This window comes from Polaromonas potterensis, from assembly GCF_033446725.1.
Lineage (GTDB): Bacteria > Pseudomonadota > Gammaproteobacteria > Burkholderiales > Burkholderiaceae_C > Polaromonas.
In genome coordinates, this window is sequence record NZ_JAWQLX010000010.1 from 90,286 (window position 1) to 111,842 (window position 21,557).

Consider the following 21,557-nt stretch of genomic DNA (forward strand, 5'->3'; position numbering starts at 1 on the left):
GGTTTTCCACCGGATAATGCGTCCACACATGGACAAATTGGCCTACGGCTTTTGGGGATGTTATTTCGGCACGGCGGCCTTGATGCTGGCGGGCTCGGCGCTGGCGTTTGCCCGCTCGTTACATCGCATTTCGCTCAACGCAGCCTTGTCGGCCGGGGCATCCAGTTTTTTTGTGTTCGCCTTCCTCGGCGGGCTGCCGATTTCCGACCAGGCCACGCTGGCGCGTTTTCTCGCGCATCTGACGCTGGGCGTGTCGGCTCTTCTGGCCTATTTGCTTTTTTCCATTCTGGGGGTGCTGGGGCGGCGCCAGACCCGGCGGCGCAGCATGTTGGCGTTGGCCTTGCTGGCCCTGGGCGGCATGGCACTGGGCTGGCTGTTACCCCCGGTGCCGGCGCTGGCGCTGAGTCTGGGCCTGGCCTGCGTACTGGCCGGGGTGGGCTTGGGCGTGGCGCTGCGCAGTGTCTACCGGGGTGACCGCTTGGCCTGGACGGCGGTCGCGGGGGTGTTTTTCATGCTGGTGGCCATCGCCGGCCTGGGCTGGATTGGGCTGGCCGACGCGCCCGTGCCCTGGCCGGTGCATGCGGTCAGCGCGCTGGCCGGAACGGCTTACCTGGTCAGCATGGCGTCGGCCTTGTGGGTGCGTTATTCCTACCTGATCGAGTTGAATCAAATCATGGCGCACGGCCCCGGTCACGACCCGGTGACCCGCATGCGTTCACACACGGAAACCGGACAGATGATGGGCGACGCCTTCAGGCGCCAGCAGGACGAACCGTCCGTGATGGGCGTGGTGGTCCTGACCCTGGGCAATTTGTACGCGCTGGAAAAATTGCATGGTGTGGCGGCGGTCAACCATGCCTTGTTTGTGTGTGCCGGCCGCTTGCGCCGCACGGCGCCCGTCCATGTCGAGATGGGGCGTTTTTCCAGCGACGGCTTTTTGCTGCTGATGCGGCATTGCAAGGACAGTGGCCAGCTGACCCGCCTGGCGCACCGGCTGGTCGCGCGCCTGTCGAAGTCGGTGGTTTTGAACACCAGCCTGGACACGGGCCGCCGCGAAAGCGCGCAAACCCGCTGGCAGGCCGACATCGGCATTGGGGTGTTGCTGGCGTCCGGCCCGAGCGCCAAAGCCTCGGACGCGCTGGCCACGGCCCGCGCCATGTCGCGCACCGCCATGAGTTATGCCAGCCGGGTGGCCTGGTTTGACCCCGCCAGCAGCGAGGCCGTCGAATTGCCGGCGTCGCCTGCCCCCTGAGCCACGGCTTTTGCGGCTGAAGCGCCAGAGCCGCTGCGCAGCCCCGATAATGGAAGGTTTTGAAACCCCCATCCGTGTCGTCGCCCCCTTTGTCCACCTCCTTGCGCATCGAATTCCCTGAGTCCTTGCCCGTTTCGGGCAAACGTGAGGAAATCACGGCCGCCATGCTGGCGCACCAGGTCGTCATCGTTTGTGGCGAAACCGGCTCGGGCAAAACCACACAACTGCCCAAAATCGCCCTGGCCATGGGGCGCGGCAAGCTCAACTACCCGGCGGGCCAGCCGGCCAAACTGATTGGCCACACCCAGCCGCGTCGTATTGCCGCCTCCAGCGTCGCCAAACGTATCGCCGAGGAATTGAAAACACCGCTGGGTGAGGTGGTGGGTTACAAGGTGCGTTTCCAGGACAGACTCAGCCGCGACGCCTCGGTCAAGCTGATGACCGACGGCATTTTGCTGGCCGAGACGCAGACCGACCCGCTGCTCCGGGCCTACGACACCATCATCATCGACGAGGCGCACGAACGCAGCCTGAACATCGACTTTTTGCTGGGTTATTTGCGCCAGTTGCTACCGCGCCGGCCTGACCTGAAGGTGGTCATCACCTCGGCGACCATCGATGCGCAGCGGTTTGCCGACTACTTTGCCTCCAGTAAAGGGCCGGCGCCGGTCATCATGGTGTCAGGTCGCATGTTTCCCGTCGAACAGCGCTACCGGCCGTTTGAAGAGGCCCGCGACTACGACCTGAACGACGCGATTGCCGACGGCGTCGACGAGCTCTGGCGCAACCCGCACAGCGCCGGCGACATTCTAGTGTTTTTGCCGGGCGAGCGCGAGATCCGCGAGGCGGCGGATCATTTGCGCAAACACCTGGCGCATCAGCCGCTGTTTCGCAATGCCGAGGTGTTGCCGCTGTTTGCGCGCCTCTCCCAGGCCGAGCAGGACCGCATTTTTGACGGCCACACCGGCCGGCGCATCGTGCTGGCGACCAACGTGGCCGAGACCTCGTTGACGGTGCCGGGCATTCGTTATGTGATCGACGCCGGCACGGCGCGTGTCAAGCGTTACAGCTTTCGCAACAAGGTCGAGCAGTTGATGGTCGAGCCCATCTCGCAGGCGGCTGCCAACCAGCGCGCCGGGCGTTGCGGCCGCGTGGCCGACGGTATTTGCATACGCTTGTACGACGAGCAGGACTTCCTGGGCCGGCAGCGTTTTACCGATCCCGAAATTTTGCGCAGCTCGCTGGCGGCGGTGATTTTGCGCATGAAGTCGCTGCACCTGGGCACCATCGAGAGTTTTGCGTTTATCGAGCCGCCCCAGGGCCGCGCGATCGCCGACGGTTACCAGTTGCTGGCCGAGCTGGGTGCGGTGGACGAGGACAACGAACTCACGGCGGTCGGCCGCTCCCTGGCCAAGTTGCCGCTGGACCCGCGTGTCGGCCGCATGATTCTGGAGGCCAAGGACAGGCAGGCGCTGGACGAGGTGTTGGTGATTGCCAGTGCGCTCAGCGTGCAGGACGTGCGCGACCGGCCCATGGACAAACAGGCGCAGGCCGACCAGGCGCATGCCAAGTTTGACGATGAAAAAAGCGAGTTCAGCGGCTACCTCAAGCTCTGGAAGTGGCTGGGTGATGCGCGTGGCGGCCACGATGCCGTGCACAAGCTGACCAACCGCCAGTACGAAAACCTGCTGCGCGAAAACTACGTCAACATCCGCCGCGTGCGGGAATGGCGCGACATCCACTCGCAACTGCACAGCGTGGTGGGCGAGCAGGGCTGGCTCCTGAACGACAGGCCGGCGAGTTATGAACAACTGCATTTGTCCATGTTGTGCGGCTTGCTCGGCAACCTCGGTATCAAAAACGAGGAAGAGGACTGGTACCTGGGCGCGCGCGGCATCAAGTTTTACCGGCACCCGGGCGCCAAACTCAGCAAAAAACCGGGGCGCTGGATTGTTGCCGCCGAGCTGGTGGAAACCACACGCCTGTTCGGCCGCGGCATTGCCAACATCGAGCCGCAGTGGGTCGAGCAGGTGGCCGGCCACCTGTTGAAGAAACAGTTGCTGGACCCGCACTGGGAGAAAAAAGCAGCCCAGGTCACTGCGCTGGAGCGCGCCACCTTGTACGGCCTGGTGATTTACAACGGCCGCCGCGTCAACTTTGGCCGCGTCGATCCGATGACGGCGCGCGAGATTTTTATCCGCGAAGCGCTGGTGGCCGGCAACTGGGACACCAAGCTGCCCTTCCTGCCGGCCAACCTGAAACTCATTGAGCAGGTGCAGGACCTGGAGCACAAGGCGCGGCGCCAGGACGTGTTGGTGGATGAAGAGCTGATTTACGCTTTTTACGACCAGCAACTGCCGGCCGACATTTGCACCGGCGCCGGTTGTGAGCACTGGTACAAGGACGAGGTCAAAAAGCAGCCCAAGCTGCTGCTCTTGAGCCGTGAAGAGTTGATGCGCCACGAGGCCGCCGGCATCACCACGCAGGCTTTTCCCAAAACCTTGAGGCTGGGCGGCGTGGATTGCCTGGCGACTTATCTGCACGAACCGGGCGACGCCAAGGACGGCGTGACCGTGGACGTGCCGCTGTTTGCGCTGAACCAGGTGAATGAAGAACGTTGTGAATGGCTGGTGCCCGGCATGCTCAAGGACAAGGTTCAGGCGCTGATCAAAACCCTGCACCAGCGGCCGCGCTCACGCCTGGTGCCGCTGCCGGAGACGGCCGCGCGTATGACGGCGGAGTTGCTGCAGCCCGAGAAATTTGGCGCCGGCTCTTTGACGGATGCCGTGCTCAAGCTGGTGCGCGACGCCACCTCGCTGGACATCAAACGCGGCGACATGAAGCTGGAGATGTTGCCGCCGCATCTGTTCATGAACTTCCGCGTGGTCGACGAACATGGCCGGCAGCTGGGTGCGGGCCGCAACCTGGGTGCGCTCAAGGGCGAGTTGGGATCACAAGCCCGTGGTGCTTTCCAGGCGCTGGCCGGACTGAAAACACGTATAGCGCCTGAAAGTATCGAGAATAGCCAAAGTTCAGAGTCAAATCGGCCTCCAGCCCAGAAAGGACGGGCGCAAGCAGCTCCTGAAAACATAGCGAACCAGTCCAAGGCCGTACCGGCCAGAATACCTGAGCGTTACACCACTTGGAGTTTTGGCGAGCTGCCCGAGCTGATGGAAATCAGCAAGGGCAAACAGACGCTGATCGGTTTCCCGGCGCTGATGGACCTGGGCGACGCGGTGACCATCGAGGTCTTCGACGAGCCCGAGGTGGCTGCGACCAAACACCGCGCCGGCTTGCGCCGTTTGTTTTCGCTGCAGATCAAGGACGCGCTGAAGTACCTTGAAAAGAATTTGCCCGACCTGCAGAAAATGGCCACGGCCTACATGCTGGTCGGCCGCGCCGCCGACAACTCGGGCGGCGGCACACTCGAAGAGTTGCGCGAGCAGATCATCGAAGTGGCGCTGGACCGTGCTTTCCTGCTGGAACCGCTGCCGACCAATGAAGCCGACTTCAAAAAACGCGGGGATGACGGGCGCGGGCGCTTGACGCTGATCGCCAGTGAAGTGGCGCGTCTGGCGGCCGGCATCCTGGTCGAGTTTGCGGCGGCGCAGCGCAAGATCAAGGACACGAAAAACGCCACCGAGGCGGCTGCGGACGCCGCGCAGCAGCTGCAGCGCCTGGTGCCCAAACGTTTCCTGACCACCACGCCTTACCCGCAGTTGCAGCACTTTCCGCGTTACCTCAAGGCCATTACTTTGCGCCTGGAAAAGTGGCGCGCCGACCCGGCCCGCGACGCCGCCCGTCTGGCCGAGTTGCGGCCGCAAGAGCAGCGTTACTGGCGACTGGTGGCCGAGCGCAAGGGCGCGACCGATGCGCGGCTGCAGGAGCTGCGCTGGCTGATCGAAGAGTTGCGCGTGAGCTTTTTTGCGCAGGAATTGCGCACGCCGCAGCCGGTGAGTATCAAGCGGCTGGAAAAAGCCTGGGCGCAGATCAACAGTTGAGTGGGGGGCGCCGCTTCTCGCCAGGCGCCAAGAAAAAAGGACTCACGCCTGGCGGCCGAGTCCTTTTTTTGTTGCCCGGCGCTTTCCTGTTTATATGCGACCCATCAGCAGCAGCACGACGAGGATGATGACGATCAGTCCCACACCACCACTGGGCCCGTAACCCCAGGAACGGCTATGACCCCAGGTGGGCAGTGCGCCGACCAGGATCAGGATCAGCACGATGAGCAGAATCATTGAAATCGACATGGAGAACTCCTTGTTTGTCTTTCAATCATTCTTGCCTGCGGCTCGGCTGACGTTGGCAGGACGGGGCGCTGCCGGCTTGTCAGGGAGTTTCTGCAGGTTGCGAAAGGAAAGGGCTTGGTGGTCTTCGTTCGGTGAGGCTTTTGCCAGCGTTCATGTTGCTTGTACCTCGAGCAAGCCGGGTCTCGCTCGAACTCGGCTTCGCCTCAGACAACCGCGAGCCCTGATCCGCTTTTCTCTGCGCGCCTAGTCGCAGACAAAAGGGTGTGGGTGCGGGCACAAATCCGGGAAGGCGAGGGACTGCCATTCATGCACGCGGTGGCAGCACACCTAGCCAAATGAAGTCCCCCTCCATCGCCCAGCGGGGCGAGGGAGGGGTTAGGGGAGGGAGTGGGGAGTCAGGCCTACTGTCTGCGGCAAGCCACAAGCGCAGCGTGATGCCGGTAGGGCTGTAAACCCAATTTTATGAATGAAATAAGCCGCTAGCCCATATCCCATGAGCGCAAGAAGCTATCAATGTCGTAGCAACTACAGCTTGGCCAGCCGCGCCAGCGCCATGTTCAGCGTCTCATCCTTCTTCGCAAAACAGAAACGCACCACGCGCTGGTCAAAGCCGTTGCCGTAAAACGCCGACAGCGGAATGGCGGCGACGCCGATTTCGGTGGTCAGCCATTTGCAGAAGTCGGCTTCGTTCAGGTCGCTGACGTCCGAGATGTCCACACACTGAAAATAACTGCCTTCGCTGGGCAGCAACTTGAAGCGGGTGTTGGCCAGGCCGGCGCGGAACAGGTCGCGTTTGCGCTGGTAAAACGCGGGCAGGTCGAGGTAGGGGCGGGCGTCACTCATGTAGGCGGCCAGCCCGTATTGCACCGGCGTGTTGACGGTGAAGACGTTGAACTGGTGCACCTTGCGGAACTCGGCCGTCAATGACGCCGGTGCCGCCACATAACCGACTTTCCAACCCGTCACGTGGTAAGTCTTGCCAAAGCTGCTGACGATGAAGGCGCGTGCCGCCAGACCGGGGAAACGTGCGGCGCTTTGGTGTACGCGGCCTTGTGCGGCGTCGAACACCATGTGTTCATAGACCTCGTCGCTGATCAGCAAGACGTCGGTGGGCGCCAGGATTTCCTGCAGGCGCAACATGTCTTCGCGCGTCCAGACGGTGGCGCTGGGGTTGTGCGGCGAGTTGATGATGATGGCGCGGGTTTTTGTGCTGATGGCGCTGCTGATCTTGTCGAAGTCGGGCCGGAAAGTGCCGGGAATCAGCGGCACACGCACGGCGACACCGCCGGCCAGTTCGATGTTGGGCACATAACTGTCGTAGCAGGGATCAAGCACGATGACTTCATCACCGGGATGGACCACGGCCAGGATGGCGGTGATGATGGCTTGCGTGGCGCCGGCCGTGATGGTGATTTCACTGCCCGCGTCATAAGTCCGGCCATGCAACTGCTGCAGTTTGGCCGAGATGGCTTCACGCAGCACCGGCACGCCGGTCATGGGCGGGTACTGGTTCAGGCCGCGCGTCATGGCGTCGGTGACAGTGCCTACCAGTTGCGGGTCACATTCAAAGTCCGGGAAACCCTGGCCCAGGTTGACCGCATTTTTTTCCGTGGCCAGGGTCGACATCACGGTGAAAATCGTCGTGCCCACGGCGGGCAGCTTGGTTTGCAGGGCAGGGGTGTATTCGCTAACAGTCATCATGGTGCTCATGGGTGTTTAGAGTTCGAAATCGTTGTGGCGGCTGCTCATGGCCTTGGTGATCTGGTTGCGGTCCAGTTTGTCGTTCAGCAGTTCGGCAAACTTGTAGACAAAATTGCGCAGGTAGGCGCTGCGTTTGAAGGCCACACGCGCCACGTTCACGCCGAACAAGGCGCCGGCCGGCCGCGCCAGCAGATCGTTGTTGGTGCCGTCGTCCTTGAGTGCCATTTCGGCCACGATGCCTATGCCCAAGCCCAGGCGCACATAGGTCTTGATCACATCGGAGTCAATCGCTTCCAGCGCAATCCGCGGTTGCAGGCGTTTGGCGGCAAAGGCCAGATCCACCTTGGTGCGGCCGGTGAACGAGGGGTGGTAGGTGATCAATGGCTGCTCGGCCAGGTCTTCCAGTGTGATGTGTTCCTGCCTGGCCAGCGGGTGATCCAGCGGCATCACCAGCATGTGTTGCCACTCGTAGCAGGGCAGCGTGACCAGTTCTTCATAACGCGACAGCGATTCGGTGGCGATGCCGATTTCGGCCACTTCGTCGATCAGCATACGTGCCACCTGGTCGGGCGAACCCTGGTGCAGACTGACGTTGACCTTGGGAAAGGCTTCGCGCAGCTTGGCCACCGGCACCGGCAACACATAACGCGCCTGGGTGTGGGTGGTGGCGATCGACAGGGTGCCGCTGTCCTGCGCGGAAAACTGCTCGCCGATACGCCGCAGATTGCCGACCTCACGCATGATCAGCTCTATGCTTTTGAGCACATGTTCGCCCGGCTCGGTCACCCGTTTCAGGCGTTTACCGTGGCGCGCAAAAATCTCCACGCCCAATTCTTCCTCCAGCTCAATGATGGCTTTGGACACGCCGGGCTGCGAGGTGTGTAGCGCGCGCGCGGTTTCGGTGAGATTCAGGTTGCGCCGGACGGCTTCCTGGACAAAGCGAAATTGGTGGAGATTCATACGTTTATTTGGCTAAATATTTGCTTTATTATGCCCGTTTGAAGCTAAAGAGTTGCCACCAATGCTGAAAAATAGGCCGCAGACTGACACGCTCAGGACAGGGCGATCTCGGCCATCAGCGCCGTCAGGTGTGGGTGTTCGCCAGCCGTCGGCAAGAGCTCGATAGGCACGCCAGGGTGTTGGGCCCGGACTTGATCGATCAGGCGTGGCAAATCTTCGCGTGCGTGTTTTCCTACACCCAGAAATAGCGGGAAGACCCTTATTTGGTGGGCGCCAGCAGCTATTAAATCCGTAGCGGCCTGGGGCAGGTCCGGCGGGCACAACTCCAGGTAGGCGCAGCAGACTAGGGCCTCGGGGTCACGCGCGCGTATCGCGTCGGCCACGGCTGCTATGGGCAGGCGCCACAAGGGGTCGCGCGAGCCGTGGGCGAGCAAAACAATGGCCCGCTTCATCGTTATGGCCATCGTCAGCGTCGCAACACCAGCCAGCCAAAGGCGCCCAGCGAAATGGCGGTGTACAACAAGCCGGGCGCCGCCGCCGCCAGCCAGGGTTGCCAGTTTTGCAGGTTGCCGATGTAGCCAAAAACGTTGTTGAGCAAAAAGAAGCTGATACCAATCATCACGCCGCCAAACACGTAACCGGCGATGCCGCCGCTGCGGAAATGCAGGTAGGCAAAAGGCAGGGCCAGCACCACCATCACCAGGCAACTGAGCGGGTAAAAGACTTTTTTCCAGAACTCGATCTCGTAACGCTGGGCGGTCTGGCCGTTGGCATTCAAGTGGCGGATGTAGGTGAACAGGTCAAGCGTGCTCATACGTTCCGGCTTGAGCACGGCGACCGACACCATTTCCGCGCTGATCTCGGTCGGCCAGCGGAAGTTGTCTATCTTGTTGATGCTGATTTTGGCGGAATCCCGGCCTGATGCGGTGGGGGTGGCCTGTCCGGCCTTCACGGTGAATTCGGTGCGGCTGCCATTTTTCAGCTGCCAGGAGGCATCGGCCGCAAAGGCGGCGACCGGCGCCTGGGTGATGGAGGTCAGCAAACCTTTGTTGTCGAACTCGAACACCCGCACGTTGTGCATTTCGTTGTTGGACGACAAGGCGCCGACGTTGACCACATAGCTGTTGTAAGCCTGTTTTTCCTTGAGCCAGGCGCCGGTCTGGCCGATGGTGATGCGGCCCTGGTATCGGGCCTTGAGCAGTTGGGCGCTGCGATCGGCGGCCGGTGCCAGGTAGTCGCCGATGGCAAAACACACAATCGTGAACAGCGCGCCCAGTGTCAGCAGCAGGCGCAAGGCCCGCCAGGGCTCCAGGCCGCTGGTGCGCAAAATGGTGTATTCCGAACTCTGCGCCAGCCGCGCCATCACGAAAATCGTGCCTATCAGCACGGAAATGGGCACCAGCTCGTACAGATGGCTGGGAATCAAGAGCGCAACATACAGCAGCGCGTGGCGGATCTGGTAGGTGTTCTCGTCGGCACTCAGCGCGCCGGCGGCATTTTTGCCCAGGTATTGCAGTTCATCGACGAAGTCGAAAAAGAAAAACAGCGCCAGAAAACCGGCGGCCACAAAAGCGATGGAGGACAAGACCTCGCCATAAATCAGTCGGCGTATGGTTTTCATGCGCCCACCTTGGCGGTTTGCCGCTCAGACTGACGCTTGCGCTGCCGGCTGGCCGCCCCTTTGAGGCTCCAGTTCAGGTGGCGTTTGGACAGCCAGCCCAGCGCCAGCAGCAGGGTGCCGCCGTGCAGGGCCAGGATAAAGGTGCCGAAGTTGGCGACACCTACCGTGATCCAGCTTTGGCCCAGGTTCAGCAGGTTGTGATAAACCACAAAGGTAAACAGCACAAAAATCAGGTTGCCGCTGCGTCCCGCGCGCGGGTTGACACTGGCCAGGGCCAGCGCAATCACCACAAAGTTGATCGCCGCCAGCGCCATGCCCAGGCGCCAGGCAAGTTCGCCCTGGTTGTTGCGGTTGGGGTCGCGCAGCAACTCCCGGGTGGATTTGGATTTTTCAGGGATGTGTTCGCCGTTGATTTGCGCGCTGTCGCCGGCCTTGCTGCCGTATTCCTGGAATTCGGTGATTTTCAGGGCGGATTTGCCGATCTCGCTTTCCAGCCGCTGGCCGTCTTCCAGCAACAACATCTGGGCGTCACCCACGGTGCTGATGCGGCCGGATCTGGCCGTGGTGACCGAGTTTTTGCCTTTTTCCGTCGAGGCGATAAACACATTGTTGCTGGCTTTGCCCTCGGTGGACACGCCACGGTCAATGAAAAAGACGCGGTTGCCGCTGGATGATTCCTGGAACTGGCCGGGCGAAACCCGTTCGAGATCGCCGCGCTGTTCGTAGCGGTCCTTCATGTCCTGGGCCTGCTGGTTGGACCAGGGCCAGACAAAAATCGACATCAGCGTGATCACCAGCAAGACCGGCCAGGCAAAACGAAACAGCGGCACCAGGAAAAAAGCCAGACCACGGCCGCTGACAAACCAGACGACCATTTCACTGTCGCGGTACATGCGCGACAGGGTGCTGACCATGGCAACAAACAGCGAAAGTGTGAGGATGATGGGCAGGCGTCCGAGCGCCGAATAACCCATGACCATCATCACATCCTGCGGATTAACACTGCCGCGCGAGGCCTGTCCCAGGGTCCGGATCAGGATGATGGTGATCACAATGGTCATCAAAACCACAAGGGTCGCCCCAAAACTGCGCGCCAATTCTTTGCGGATTGAAGATTGGAATAACATTAGCTGAAACTTAGCCTTAACAACAACACGAGATACTGCGCTTGCCGCGCCCAACCACTGATTATGGACTTTGAACTCAAGACCCTGACCCCCGCCCGCATTTGCAGTGAAAAATGTGACGCCCTGATTGTTCTGATCGCCGGCGACACGGTTTCCGGCACCGACGCTGCGTCCAGGCTGGCCGCCTTGGCCACCAAGGCAGGAGATTTTGAGAGCAAGCCCGGCAAGCTGCTCAGCGCTTACCGCCCCGAGGGTTTTAGCGCCCCCCGCGTGTTGCTGGCCGGCGTTGGTGACGGCAGCGCAAAAAGTGTCCGGACTGGCGTGACGGCCGCGATGTCGGCTTTGAAAACCACCAATGCCCGGCGTGTCTTGCTGAGCCTGGTCGCCTTGCCCCAAGCCGGCCACGACACGGTGCGCGCCGCTGTGCTGGCTTGCGCCGACGCGACGTATGTCTACAGCACCACCAAATCAAAACCGGCTGAGCAAAAACTGCAACGGGTGCTGATCGGCGTGTCCACGCTGGCGGCCAGCCGGGCGGGGTTTGACAAAGGTTTGGGTTTGTCCAAAGGCCTGGCCTTGGCCAAGGAGTGGGCCAACCGGCCATCCAACCACGCCACGCCGACGATGCTGGCCCAGGCCGCGAAAGAGCTGGGCAAGCTGCCCAACATCAAGGTTGAGGTTCTGGGCCCCAAAGAAGTGGCCAAACTCGGCATGGGTTCTTTTATGGCCGTGGCCCAGGGGTCGGAAGAGCCGCTGCGGTTTATCGTGCTGCGTTACGACGGCGGCCTCAAGACCGAAGCGCCCGTGGTGTTGGTGGGCAAAGGCATCACCTTTGATACCGGCGGCATCTCCATGAAGCCTGCCGCCGAAATGGACGAGATGAAATACGACATGGGCGGCGCGGCCAGCGTGCTCGGCACCTTCCGGGTGCTGGCCGAGCTGCAGCCTGCGCTTAATGTGGTGGGTTTGATCCCGGCCTGCGAGAACATGCCCGACGGCCGGGCCATCAAGCCCGGTGACGTGGTCACCAGCATGAGCGGGCAAACCATTGAAATCCTCAATACCGATGCCGAAGGCCGGCTGGTGTTGTGTGACGCGCTGACGTATGCCGAACGTTTCAAGCCGCGTGCCGTGGTGGACATTGCCACCTTGACCGGTGCCTGCGTGATTGCGCTCGGTGGTGTGCGCAGCGGCCTGTTTTCCAGCGACGATACGCTGGCCGCCTCGCTGAGCGCGGCCGGCGACAGCTCGCTGGACCTGTGCTGGCGCATGCCGCTGGATGAGGACTACGCCGATGGCCTGAAGACCCATTTTGCCGATGTGGCCAACGTTGCCGGTCGTGCCGGTGGCGCCATCACGGCGGCCAAATTCCTCCAGCGCTTCGCCGGCAAGTTTCCTTGGGCGCACCTCGATATCGCCGGCACGGCCTGGAAAAGCGGCGCAGCCAAGGGCTCTACCGGACGTCCCGTGCCTCTGTTGGTGGATTTCCTGCTGGGCCAGGTTCAGCCTGCCGCCGCCAAACGACCGGCTAAAAAGCGGAGCACGCCCCGCGCATGACAGAAGTCGCTTTCCATTTCAACGTACCGGACAAGCTGGCCTACAGCTGCCGCCTGCTGCGCAAGGCCTGGGGCAGCGGGGCCCGTGTCGTGGTAACGGGCGAGCCGGAGACGCTGAACCGCCTGGATCAGTTGTTGTGGACTTTTTCCCCGCTGGAGTTTGTGCCGCATTGCCAGTTGACGGCTTCTCCGGCCACGGTGGCCCTCACGCCGGTGTTGCTGGCCCGCACGCTCGACGACTGCCCGCACCATGACGTCCTGGTCAACCTGGGGCACGAGGTTCCCGCCGGGTTTGAGCGTTTCGAGCGTTTTATCGAATTGGTCGCACTGGGCGATGAGGACCGTGTGGCGGCGCGCAGTCGCTGGAAGCATTACACGGACCGCGGTTATGCCATGAAGCGGCACGACCTGGCGATTGCAGGGGCGTCATGAATCGCGCCACCCAGCCGCCGCGTTTTGTGCCCACGCTGACGGAAATCGTTCAGCCGGTTATGCCTGCGGTGGCGTCTGCCGCTGAGGCGACAGACCCGCCGGCCCAGCCTGCTGCGCCTGACCTGCCGCACCTTCAGGCGCAGATGGTGCACCGGGTCATGCAGCGTGTTGATTTGACACTGGACCGCTTGCTGCGGGAAACGGTAGGCCGCCTGGTGCTGGAGCACACCCAGGCCTTGGCGCCCAGCCTGCGCGACGAGATCGAAATCGTGGTGCGGCAGTCGGTGAGCCACGCCTTTGAGCAGGAACTGGCCAGCCAGTGGCAGGACAAACGCTGAGCCAGCGCTGCCTGATGGCCCGCGCCGGCAAGGCGTAAACTTTTGTATGACAGCTCCGTGGCGCCACCTCGCGCTAGGGAAGCTTGCTATGGTGCAGGCGCGGAAATTGCGATATGTTGGGGGCCGTTGAGCATAAGAATGTTCTCAACCTTTAACGGTAATTTCCTACATGGAGTGTGTTTATGCAAATGAAATGGACTGCGGTCGCTCTGGCCGCCACCCTGGTTGTTGCTTGCGGTAAAAAAGAGGAAGCCGCACCAGCCGCTACTGCACCTGCTGCCCCCGTCGCTGCGGCGCCAGCAGCCCCCTCCGGTGACACGGTTACCGTCCGAATCGGCCACGTGGCCCCGATTTCAGGTGCCCAGGCCCATTACGGCAAAGACAATGAAAATGGCGTGCGCATGGCCATTGAAGACCTGAACAAGCAGAACATCCAGATTGGTGGCAAAAAAGCCACTTTTGAAATCGTCGCCGAAGACGACGCCGCCGACCCCAAACAGGGCACGGCCGCCGCTCAAAAATTGTGCGACTCCAAAGTCGCCGGTGTGGTTGGCCACCTGAACTCCGGTACCACCATTCCCGCTTCCAAGGTCTACAACGACTGCGGCATTCCCCACGTCACCGGTGCCGCGACCAACCCGGACCTGACCAAACCCGGCTACAAAACCACTTACCGCATCATTGCCAATGACCTGGCCCTGGGCGCCGGCCTGGCGTTTTACGCCGCCGACAAGCTCAAGCTGAAGAAGGTCGCCATCATTGACGACCGTTCGGCCTACGGCCAGGGTGTGGCCGACATCTTCAAGAAAACAGCCAAGGAAAAAGGCATGACCGTGGTGGACGAACAGTTCACCACCGACAAGGCCACCGATTTCATGGCCATTCTGACCGCGATCAAGGCCAAGAATCCTGATGCGGTGTTCTACGGCGGCATGGACCCGCAAGCCGGCCCCATGTTGCGCCAGATGGAGCAACTGGGCATGAGCAAGGTGAAATATTTCGGCGGTGACGGTATCTGCACCTCAGAGATCGCCAAACTCGCCGGCGGCGCCAAGACGCTGGAAAACGTGATCTGCGCCGAAGGTGGCGCTTCGTTGGCCAAAATGCCTGGCGGTGTGGAGTGGAAAAAGCGCTACGACGAGAAATACCCGAACCAGTTCCAGGTCTACAGCCCGTACACCTATGACGCGACCTTCGTGCTGGTTGACGCCATGAAACGCGCCAACTCCATCGATCCCAAGGTCTACACCCCCGAGTTGATCAAGACCAGCATGAAGGGCGTGACCACCACCATCGAATTCCTGCCCAACGGCGAGTTGAAAAACCCGGCCATCACCCTGTACAACTACGTGGGCGGCAAGAAAACACCGCTGGAATAAATTTCCGCAACCTCAGTCAAAAAGCCACCGCGAGGTGGCTTTTTTTATGGGTTTCATGCGGGCACAAAAAAGCCCAGACTGGCTGGGCTTTCAGGAGTTTTTGCGACCGTGTTGGAAACTCACGGCTGCTTGACTATTGGCGGAAGAGGCGGGATTCGAACCCGCGGTGGGTATAACCCCACGCACGCTTTCCAGGCGTGTGACTTAAACCGCTCATCCACCCTTCCGCGAAGCCTCTGATTGTAGCAGTGCGGAAAGGCTGTTGCACCGCGAGGGGCTGGTTTTTTAATGAAGTGCGTTCGGAAACCGGTGTTTTTCTAACTGCGCCTGGGTCACGAACTCGAGCGTACGCAGGTGGGTGGACTCCAGGATCACCGGTGGCGCCGCACCGGCTTCCAGCGCCTCGCGCCAGCGGATCGCGCACAAACACCAACGGTCGCCCGGCTGCAGCCCGGCAAATCGGTGTTCCGGCCGGGGCGTGCTGAGATCGTTGCCGCGTGCCGCTGAAAACGCCAGAAACTCGCGGGTCACGCGCACGCAGACCAGGTGGGAGCCGAGGTCGGTCTCGTCGGTGTTGCAGCAGCCATCGCGGAAATAACCGGTCAGCGGATCGTAGGAGCAGGGGACCAGCTCGGTGCCCAATACGTTTTTGGCGCTCATCGCTGTGTCCCTGGCCGCCGGATCAGGCTGCTTTTCCAGTGGATTGCACCATTTTCATGGCCGAAGTGATCAAGGCCGAGACCTCGGTCATGTTGCTGGGCACGATCAGGGTGGTGGTGGCATCCGCGGCAACACGTGAGTAGGCCTCGACAGCTTTTTCCGCGACCTTGAGTTGCACGGCCATTTCGCCGCCGGGTTGGCGGATGGCGGCCGCGACAACTTCGATCGCCCGGGCATTGGCTTCGGCCACGGCCGTGATGGCCGAGGCTTCACCTTGCGCATTGTTGATGGCCGCGAGTTTTTCACCTTCGGAGCGGGCGATGAAGGCTTCGCGTTCGCCAGTGGCGATGTTGATCTGTTCCTGGCGACGGCCTTCGGAGGCGGCAATCAGCGCGCGTTTTTCGCGTTCGGCGGTGATTTGCGACTGCATGGCATGCAAAATTTCCTTGGGCGGCGTCAAGTCCTTGATTTCATAACGCAGGACTTTCACACCCCAGTTCAGCGCGGCCTCGTCGATGGCCGCGACCACCTGGGCGTTGATGATGTTGCGCTCCTCAAAGGTCTTGTCGAGCTCAAGCTTGCCGATCACGCTGCGCAGCGAGGTCTGGGCCAGCTGGGTGACGGCCACGATGTAGTTGGACGAGCCGTAGCTGGCGCGCATCGGGTCGGTGACCTGGAAATACAGAATGCCATCGACCTGCAACTGCGTGTTGTCGCGGGTGATACAGACCTGGCTGGGCACGTCCAGCGGAATTTCCTTGAGCGAGTGTTTGTAGGCCACGCGGTCAATGAAGGGGACCAGGAAATTGAGCCCCGGCGTCAGGCTGCCGTGGTATTTGCCCAGGCGCTCGATGACCCAGGCATTTTGTTGAGGCACAACCTTGATGCTGCGTGCAATAAAAATGACGGCAATCACCAGGATGACGAGTGCAATTTCCATTAAGTTCTCCGTTGAATCAAAAAAAGAGGCTGAAACCAGCCTTACATGACAGGCTGCAATGTCTCACAGTTTGGCGACCACCAGCCGGTTGCCGTTCAATTCCTTGACCTTGAATAAACCGGGCTGGGGAGCGGCATCCGGGTCGGCGAGCTGCACCGTCCACTGGGCGCCGCGGTATTTGACGCTGGCCGTGGCATCGTCATTCCACTGCTGGACGTGCACGGTTTGGCCGATGTCCATTTGTACGTCACTGTTGGCGTTGGCTTGGGCGGGTTTCGGGCTTTTGCTGCGTTTCCAGTGCCAGGCCACGACAGCGCCGCCGCCGACCAGTGCGGCCACCACAATCTGGACGATGACCGGGGCGCCCAGGTGGGCGGCCAGTGCGGCGGCCACCATGCCTATGGCCAGCATCAACAGGTAAAACGTGCCGGTGACCAGTTCCACCGCCACGGCGACACCCGCCAGCAGCCACCAAATGGTTGAATCGGCCATGTTCATGCCCCCCGCCCAAGGGCCTCAAGGCCGGCATGCGCCTCTTCAGGAGGCCGTGAGCGAATGTGAACGTGGGCGTACATGTTGTTTCCTTGCGTTTCGTAAAAACTACATTTTGGGCCAGAAGGGCGATTTGACAAGCTTAACCGGGGCTCTGAAAGGCCTAGCAGGCTCGGACTTCATCAAATATCTCTACACTTCGGCCCTGATTTGATTTTTTTGCATTTCCAGGCAAGGGCCTCCCGATGAAATTCCGCTTTCCCATCGTCATCATTGACGAAGATTTCCGTTCCGAAAACACTTCCGGCCTGGGCATTCGTGCGCTGGCGCAGGCCATCGAGTCGGAGGGCTTCGAGGTGCTGGGTGTCACCAGTTACGGCGACCTGTCGCAATTTGCGCAGCAGCAAAGCCGCGCCAGTGCTTTTATCCTGTCGATCGACGATGAGGAGTTCTCGCCCGGACCGGACGTGGACCCGGTTGTGCTGGACCTGCGCCATTTCATTGAAGAAGTGCGGCGCAAGAACCTGGACGTGCCGATTTATGTCTATGGCGAGACCAAAACCTCGCGCCACATCCCCAATGACATCCTGCGCGAGTTGCATGGTTTCATCCACATGTTCGAGGACACACCCGAATTTGTGGCGCGCCACATCATCCGGGAAGCCAAAAGTTACCTCGAAGGCGTGCAGCCGCCGTTTTTCAAGGCCTTGCTGGACTATGCCGAGGACGGTTCCTACTCCTGGCATTGCCCGGGCCACTCGGGGGGCGTGGCCTTCCTGAAAAGTCCGGTCGGCCAGATGTTTCACCAGTTTTTCGGTGAAAACATGTTGCGTGCCGACGTGTGTAATGCGGTCGAAGAGTTAGGCCAGTTGCTGGACCATGACGGCCCGGTGGGCGCCTCCGAGCGCAATGCCGCCCGCATTTTTAATGCTGATCACTGCTTTTTTGTCACCAACGGTACCTCGACCTCCAACAAAATGGTCTGGCACCACACGGTGGCGCCCGGCGATGTGGTGGTGGTGGACCGCAATTGCCACAAGTCCATCCTGCACGCCATCATCATGACCGGGGCAATCCCGGTGTTTTTGAAGCCGACACGTAATCATTTCGGCATCATTGGCCCTATCCCGAAGGAAGAGTTCGAAGTGGCCTCTATCCAGGCCAAGATCAAGGCGAACCCGCTGCTCAAGGGTGTGGATGCCAAGAAGGTCAAGCCGCGTGTGTTGACCATCACCCAGTCCACCTATGACGGCGTGCTGTACAACACCGAAACCATCAAGGGCATGCTGGACGGTTATGTGGAAAACCTGCATTTCGACGAAGCCTGGTTGCCCCACGCCGCTTTCCACCCGTTTTATGGCAGCTACCACGCCATGGGTAAAAAACGCGTGCGCCCCAAGCAGGCCATGGTCTACGCCACGCAGTCCATCCACAAGCTGCTGGCGGGCATCAGCCAGGCCAGCCACGTGTTGGTGCAGGACTCGCAAACCGTCAAGCTGGACCGCCACCTTTTCAACGAGGCCTACTTGATGCACACCTCGACCTCGCCGCAGTACAGCATCATTGCGAGCTGCGACGTGGCGGCCGCGATGATGGAGCCGCCCGGCGGCACGGCACTGGTGGAGGAAAGTATTCTGGAAGCGCTGGACTTCCGCCGCGCCATGCGCAAGGTGGCCGAGGAATATGGCCACGACTGGTGGTTCAAGGTCTGGGGACCGGACAAGCTGGTCGAGGAGGGCATTGGCCGCTCGGAAGACTGGATCATCAAGGGCGAGGCCAAAAACGCCAAGGCCGGTGTCAACTGGCACGGCTTCGGCAAAATGGCGACCGGCTTCAACATGCTGGACCCGATCAAATCCACGGTGGTCACCCCCGGCATGGACCTGAACGGCAAGTTTGCCAAAACCGGCATTCCGGCCAGCATCGTCACCAAGTTCCTGGCCGAACACGGCGTGGTGGTCGAGAAGACCGGCCTGTACAGCTTCTTCATCATGTTCACCATCGGCATCACCAAGGGCCGCTGGAACAGCATGTTGACTGCGCTGCAGCAGTTCAAGGACGACTACGACAAGAATCAGCCGATGTGGCGCATCCTGCCCGAGTTCTGCCAGAAGTTTCCCAAATACGAAAAAATGGGCCTGGCCGACCTGTGCCAGCACCTGCATACGCTGTATGCCAAGTACGACATTGCGCGCCTGACCACCGACATGTATTTGAGCGACCTGACCCCGGCCATGAAACCCAGCGATGCGTACGCCCACATTGCCCTGCGCAAGACCGAGCGCGTGGAAATCGACCACCTGGAAGGCCGCATCACGGTCGGTCTGGTCACGCCTTACCCGCCGGGCATTCCATTGCTGATTCCGGGCGAGGTCTTCAACAAGAAGATCGTCGACTACCTGAAGTTCTCGCGCGAGTTCAACACGCAGTGCCCGGGTTTCGAGACCGACATCCACGGTCTGGTTGAGGAAGAAGACGCTAACGGCAAGAAGCACTACTACGCCGACTGCGTCAAGGAGTAGGGCGCAGGCCCGGGCCGGTCCAGGCTAGGGACGTGCCGGTGGCATGTCCTCGCGCACCCGCATGAAACTGGCAAAACGCGGAACACCGCTGTTGTTGAGGCCGCGAAAGCGGTAAGTCACCCAGCTGCCCACGGCCGGCGGATTTTTTCGCTGGGCATCGCTGAAACCGGTGCCCAGTTTGAAGCGTTGGGCCGGCTGGCCGTCCGCGCCGGGGATTTCCACCAACAACGCCCCCAGCATGCCGGCGTATTGGCCCTGACCGCCAATCGCGGCAATGACCCGGGCTTCGGCATCTTCATGGGTCTTCACCTTGAGCAAGTCGTCATTGCGCCGCGCCTGGTAGAAGGAGGCGCCACGGTGCAGCATCAGGCCTTCGCCCCCCAGCTTCACGGTTTTGACCAGCAAGGCCTGCAGCGCGGCCGGGCTGGCGACCTTGCTTTGCACCACCGCCTGCACCCAGGGCTGATCGATCTGGCTGACCACACCGTTCAGCACCGGAATCCGTTCGGAAAACGTACCGCCCTGCGCCGGCAGATCAAACACCATGAAACGCATCGCATGCCAGGCCGCCTCGTTAGGTGTTTGCTGGCGCACGGTGGACACGGCTTTGGAAAATTGCCCGCGCCCGGCCCAAAGCTCGCCGTCCATCGCCACCTTGGGCCAGCCGGCGGTAAACCAGGCCGGCGCGACAATCCGTTCACCGCCACGGGTCAGGAGTTGTTTGCCGTCCCAGTAGCCGCGCACACCGTCAAGCTTTTCACTGACCCAATAATCACTCAGTGTGATGCCGGGGCGGTAGACATTGGCTAGCATCAGCGGCGGGCTGGTTTCGGCTGCTGACAGGGGCAGGGCCGGTGTCAGCAGACAGGCCAGGGCGAGCAGCAGCGGCAGCGTTTGGAGATGCGGCATGCGAAAACCTGGGCGGGCGCGACGGGGGGCGTTGGTGTCGGTAGGCATGGGCGCTAATTTACTATTGTCTTGATCATTCGTAATGCCTTTACACAGGGCGGTTTGGGGACTATTTCTGTCAACAGACGCTGTGGCCGTGGTCTTCTGCTAGCGGGTTGGTTGACCGACTTGTTGCTTGTGTACAGTCTTCCTGTAAAGAGGTGACGGCACCACGCCGTCCAGTGCTGGCATGAAAGGAAGTGATCCATGAAGTACCAAGGAAGTTGCCACTGCGGGCAGGTCGCCTTCGAGGTCGAAGGGGAGCCCACGAAGGTGTTTGCCTGCAATTGCTCCATGTGTCTGCGCAAGGGCTCGCTGCTCTGGTTTTTGCCGCACGACAAGCTGCGCCTGCTGACGCCCGAGGAAAACGCCAGCACTTACGAATTCAACAAACACGTGATCAAACACCGCTTTTGCCCCACCTGCGGCATCCATCCTTATGGCGAAGGGATGGGGCCTTCGGGCGAACGTATGGCAGCGATCAATGTGCGTTGCCTCGAAGGCCTTGAGCTGTCGTCCCTGACCGTGGAGCATATTGATGGCCGGTCCAGGTAAACAGATGGTTTCTACCGATATCGACAACATTGAACGGGCCACGGTGGCCGCCGTGGCCCCGGAAGTTATGGAGGAACTGGACGGCTGGTTGCTGCCCCTGGGCCGTGGCACGGTGAACCGGGCCAAAAGTGCGGTGCCGCTGCGCCATCACGCGGGGGATGTCGGCGTGGTGGCGCAGATAGCGGCACGTTATGCGGCGCACGGTTTGCCGGCGCTGTTTCGCCTGGCGACCGACGCCTGTTTTGACGATGTGCGGCAGGAACTGACACGGCGCGGTTATCGCGCCGAACGCCCGACGCTGGTTCAGCTGGCTTGCACTGAGGTGGTGCGCGCGGTGTCCACTGAAACGCCAGCCGACACCGCCAGTACACCGAATGCGGCTTGGGCCGCGCTGTTTCTGGGCGACGGGGTGGATGCGGCGGACGGTGCCAGCCGCGTTGCAGCCTTGAGCCGGGCGCAGGGTTCGCTGTACGCCAGTGTTCGTGAGCAGGGCGCCACCGTGGCCGCCGGGGCCGCTGCCTTTTCCCATGGCTGGGCCAGCGTACACGGCATGCGCACAAGCCCGGCGTGCCGGGGCCGGGGACTGGCCGGCCGTGTGCTGGCCGGGCTGGCCGAGGCGGCGCTGAGCCGCGGGGTAGACCGCACTTTTTTGCAGGTTGAGGCGGGCAACACCGGCGCCCAGGCGCTTTACCGGCGAGCCGGTTTTGAAACCGCCTGGTGTTATGAATACTGGCGCCTGGCCTGAGCCGCCGCGCCGGGTGCCTCGGCCATCGCTATTGGATTGATAGCTGCTTGCGTCCGTGGCTAAAGGGCTGGTGGCCGAT

The 21,557-nt window shown here is 61.3% G+C and carries 19 protein-coding genes and 1 tRNA gene; 9 read left to right on the forward strand and 11 right to left on the reverse strand.

The features are described 5' to 3' along the window. Nucleotides 1-28: 28 nt before the first annotated feature. Together R6254_RS17555 and hrpA are read left to right on the forward strand one after the other, a co-directional pair. Nucleotides 29-1,252 (forward strand): GGDEF domain-containing protein, encoded by a 1,224-nt coding sequence (locus R6254_RS17555; RefSeq protein ID WP_318408717.1) that lies wholly within the window; start codon nucleotides 29-31, stop codon nucleotides 1,250-1,252. A gap of 74 nt (nucleotides 1,253-1,326) precedes the next feature. After that, nucleotides 1,327-5,253, forward strand: a complete 3,927-nt coding sequence (gene hrpA, locus R6254_RS17560; RefSeq protein WP_318408719.1) for an ATP-dependent RNA helicase HrpA — start codon at nucleotides 1,327-1,329, stop codon at nucleotides 5,251-5,253. Nucleotides 5,254-5,343: 90 nt separating this feature from the next. Here the strand turns inward: hrpA and R6254_RS17565 are convergent, their stop codons facing one another. From R6254_RS17565 to lptF, 6 genes are all read right to left on the reverse strand, one after another. Beyond that, on the reverse strand, nucleotides 5,344-5,502 hold the full coding sequence (locus tag R6254_RS17565; protein ID WP_318408721.1) for a DUF3309 family protein: 159 nt from the start codon (nucleotides 5,500-5,502) through the stop codon (nucleotides 5,344-5,346). Nucleotides 5,503-6,027: 525 nt separating this feature from the next. After that, nucleotides 6,028-7,203 carry a pyridoxal phosphate-dependent aminotransferase gene (locus tag R6254_RS17570; RefSeq protein WP_412103190.1) on the reverse strand — a complete coding sequence of 392 codons (1,176 nt, stop codon included), beginning with the start codon at nucleotides 7,201-7,203 and terminating at the stop codon, nucleotides 6,028-6,030. A 15-nt stretch (nucleotides 7,204-7,218) separates the two neighbouring features. Then, nucleotides 7,219-8,163 carry a CysB family HTH-type transcriptional regulator gene (locus tag R6254_RS17575; protein ID WP_318408724.1) on the reverse strand — a complete coding sequence of 315 codons (945 nt, stop codon included), beginning with the start codon at nucleotides 8,161-8,163 and terminating at the stop codon, nucleotides 7,219-7,221. Nucleotides 8,164-8,255: 92 nt separating this feature from the next. Beyond that, nucleotides 8,256-8,615, reverse strand: a complete 360-nt coding sequence (locus tag R6254_RS17580; RefSeq protein ID WP_318408726.1) for a sirohydrochlorin chelatase — start codon at nucleotides 8,613-8,615, stop codon at nucleotides 8,256-8,258. A gap of 14 nt (nucleotides 8,616-8,629) precedes the next feature. After that, nucleotides 8,630-9,784 carry an LPS export ABC transporter permease LptG gene (gene lptG / locus R6254_RS17585; RefSeq protein WP_318408728.1) on the reverse strand — a complete coding sequence of 385 codons (1,155 nt, stop codon included), beginning with the start codon at nucleotides 9,782-9,784 and terminating at the stop codon, nucleotides 8,630-8,632. Then, entirely contained in the window at nucleotides 9,781-10,911 is a 1,131-nt protein-coding gene (gene lptF, locus R6254_RS17590; RefSeq protein ID WP_318408729.1) for an LPS export ABC transporter permease LptF, read from the reverse strand. The genes lptG and lptF overlap by 4 nt, the downstream gene beginning before the upstream one ends. A 63-nt stretch (nucleotides 10,912-10,974) precedes the next feature. On the opposite strand from lptF, the gene R6254_RS17595 reads away from it, so the two are divergent. The 4 genes from R6254_RS17595 (at nucleotide 10,975) to R6254_RS17610 (ending at nucleotide 14,616) form a co-directional block, all read left to right on the forward strand. Then, the gene (locus tag R6254_RS17595; protein WP_318408731.1) at nucleotides 10,975-12,468 is read left to right on the forward strand and encodes a leucyl aminopeptidase; all 1,494 of its coding nucleotides are present in this window, start codon (nucleotides 10,975-10,977) and stop codon (nucleotides 12,466-12,468) included. Continuing rightward, complete coding sequence (locus R6254_RS17600; RefSeq protein WP_318408732.1) at nucleotides 12,465-12,899, forward strand: DNA polymerase III subunit chi; 435 nt, start codon at nucleotides 12,465-12,467, stop codon at nucleotides 12,897-12,899. Before R6254_RS17595 ends, R6254_RS17600 begins: the two co-directional genes overlap by 4 nt. Continuing rightward, nucleotides 12,896-13,237 carry a hypothetical protein gene (locus R6254_RS17605; protein WP_318408734.1) on the forward strand — a complete coding sequence of 114 codons (342 nt, stop codon included), beginning with the start codon at nucleotides 12,896-12,898 and terminating at the stop codon, nucleotides 13,235-13,237. The genes R6254_RS17600 and R6254_RS17605 overlap by 4 nt, the downstream gene beginning before the upstream one ends. A gap of 182 nt (nucleotides 13,238-13,419) precedes the next feature. Next, a complete protein-coding gene (locus R6254_RS17610) occupies nucleotides 13,420-14,616 on the forward strand; it encodes a branched-chain amino acid ABC transporter substrate-binding protein (protein WP_318408736.1) in 1,197 nt (398 codons plus the stop codon). Nucleotides 14,617-14,753: 137 nt separating this feature from the next. Here the strand turns inward: R6254_RS17610 and R6254_RS17615 are convergent. The 4 genes from R6254_RS17615 to R6254_RS17630 all read right to left on the reverse strand — a co-directional run bounded on the left by R6254_RS17615 (nucleotide 14,754) and on the right by R6254_RS17630 (nucleotide 16,708). Beyond that, nucleotides 14,754-14,843, reverse strand: a tRNA-Ser gene (locus R6254_RS17615). Between the two features lie 58 nt (nucleotides 14,844-14,901). Then, on the reverse strand, nucleotides 14,902-15,276 hold the full coding sequence (locus R6254_RS17620) for a DUF2237 family protein (RefSeq protein WP_318408738.1): 375 nt from the start codon (nucleotides 15,274-15,276) through the stop codon (nucleotides 14,902-14,904). 22 nt (nucleotides 15,277-15,298) lie between these two features. After that, the gene (locus R6254_RS17625; protein ID WP_318408740.1) at nucleotides 15,299-16,216 is read right to left on the reverse strand and encodes an SPFH domain-containing protein; all 918 of its coding nucleotides are present in this window, start codon (nucleotides 16,214-16,216) and stop codon (nucleotides 15,299-15,301) included. Nucleotides 16,217-16,279: 63 nt separating this feature from the next. Continuing rightward, nucleotides 16,280-16,708: an NfeD family protein gene (locus R6254_RS17630; RefSeq protein ID WP_318408742.1), complete on the reverse strand. Its 429-nt coding sequence runs from the start codon at nucleotides 16,706-16,708 to the stop codon at nucleotides 16,280-16,282. 245 nt (nucleotides 16,709-16,953) lie between these two features. Between R6254_RS17630 and R6254_RS17635 the strand changes: the two genes are divergently transcribed. Next, nucleotides 16,954-19,230, forward strand: a complete 2,277-nt coding sequence (locus R6254_RS17635; RefSeq protein WP_318408744.1) for an arginine/lysine/ornithine decarboxylase — start codon at nucleotides 16,954-16,956, stop codon at nucleotides 19,228-19,230. Between the two features lie 24 nt (nucleotides 19,231-19,254). On the opposite strand, the gene R6254_RS17640 is transcribed toward R6254_RS17635, so the two are convergent. Further along, the gene (locus R6254_RS17640; protein ID WP_318408745.1) at nucleotides 19,255-20,139 is read right to left on the reverse strand and encodes a DNA ligase; all 885 of its coding nucleotides are present in this window, start codon (nucleotides 20,137-20,139) and stop codon (nucleotides 19,255-19,257) included. A 246-nt stretch (nucleotides 20,140-20,385) separates the two neighbouring features. Between R6254_RS17640 and R6254_RS17645 the strand changes: the two genes are divergently transcribed. Beyond that, a complete protein-coding gene (locus R6254_RS17645; RefSeq protein WP_318408747.1) occupies nucleotides 20,386-20,733 on the forward strand; it encodes a GFA family protein in 348 nt (115 codons plus the stop codon). Between the two features lie 4 nt (nucleotides 20,734-20,737). After that, entirely contained in the window at nucleotides 20,738-21,478 is a 741-nt protein-coding gene (locus tag R6254_RS17650) for a GNAT family N-acetyltransferase (RefSeq protein WP_318408749.1), read from the forward strand. Nucleotides 21,479-21,557 lie beyond the last annotated feature (79 nt).

What these genes read in the sequence shown, in the direction of transcription:
- R6254_RS17570 (WP_412103190.1), bottom strand. Translation starts at nt 7,203, where the DNA reads ATGATGACTGTTAGCGAATACACCCCTGCCCTGCAAACCAAGCTGCCC.
- R6254_RS17620 (WP_318408738.1), bottom strand. Translation starts at nt 15,276, where the DNA reads ATGAGCGCCAAAAACGTATTGGGCACCGAGCTGGTCCCCTGCTCCTAC.
- R6254_RS17630 (WP_318408742.1), bottom strand. Translation starts at nt 16,708, where the DNA reads ATGGCCGATTCAACCATTTGGTGGCTGCTGGCGGGTGTCGCCGTGGCG.
- R6254_RS17610 (WP_318408736.1), top strand. Translation starts at nt 13,420, where the DNA reads ATGCAAATGAAATGGACTGCGGTCGCTCTGGCCGCCACCCTGGTTGTT.
- lptF (WP_318408729.1), bottom strand. Translation starts at nt 10,911, where the DNA reads ATGTTATTCCAATCTTCAATCCGCAAAGAATTGGCGCGCAGTTTTGGG.
- R6254_RS17635 (WP_318408744.1), top strand. Translation starts at nt 16,954, where the DNA reads ATGAAATTCCGCTTTCCCATCGTCATCATTGACGAAGATTTCCGTTCC.
- R6254_RS17595 (WP_318408731.1), top strand. Translation starts at nt 10,975, where the DNA reads ATGGACTTTGAACTCAAGACCCTGACCCCCGCCCGCATTTGCAGTGAA.
- R6254_RS17625 (WP_318408740.1), bottom strand. Translation starts at nt 16,216, where the DNA reads ATGGAAATTGCACTCGTCATCCTGGTGATTGCCGTCATTTTTATTGCA.
- R6254_RS17555 (WP_318408717.1), top strand. Translation starts at nt 29, where the DNA reads ATGGACAAATTGGCCTACGGCTTTTGGGGATGTTATTTCGGCACGGCG.
- R6254_RS17640 (WP_318408745.1), bottom strand. Translation starts at nt 20,139, where the DNA reads ATGCCGCATCTCCAAACGCTGCCGCTGCTGCTCGCCCTGGCCTGTCTG.
- R6254_RS17580 (WP_318408726.1), bottom strand. Translation starts at nt 8,615, where the DNA reads ATGAAGCGGGCCATTGTTTTGCTCGCCCACGGCTCGCGCGACCCCTTG.
- R6254_RS17565 (WP_318408721.1), bottom strand. Translation starts at nt 5,502, where the DNA reads ATGTCGATTTCAATGATTCTGCTCATCGTGCTGATCCTGATCCTGGTC.
- R6254_RS17605 (WP_318408734.1), top strand. Translation starts at nt 12,896, where the DNA reads ATGAATCGCGCCACCCAGCCGCCGCGTTTTGTGCCCACGCTGACGGAA.
- lptG (WP_318408728.1), bottom strand. Translation starts at nt 9,784, where the DNA reads ATGAAAACCATACGCCGACTGATTTATGGCGAGGTCTTGTCCTCCATC.
- R6254_RS17645 (WP_318408747.1), top strand. Translation starts at nt 20,386, where the DNA reads ATGAAGTACCAAGGAAGTTGCCACTGCGGGCAGGTCGCCTTCGAGGTC.
- R6254_RS17575 (WP_318408724.1), bottom strand. Translation starts at nt 8,163, where the DNA reads ATGAATCTCCACCAATTTCGCTTTGTCCAGGAAGCCGTCCGGCGCAAC.
- R6254_RS17600 (WP_318408732.1), top strand. Translation starts at nt 12,465, where the DNA reads ATGACAGAAGTCGCTTTCCATTTCAACGTACCGGACAAGCTGGCCTAC.
- R6254_RS17650 (WP_318408749.1), top strand. Translation starts at nt 20,738, where the DNA reads ATGGTTTCTACCGATATCGACAACATTGAACGGGCCACGGTGGCCGCC.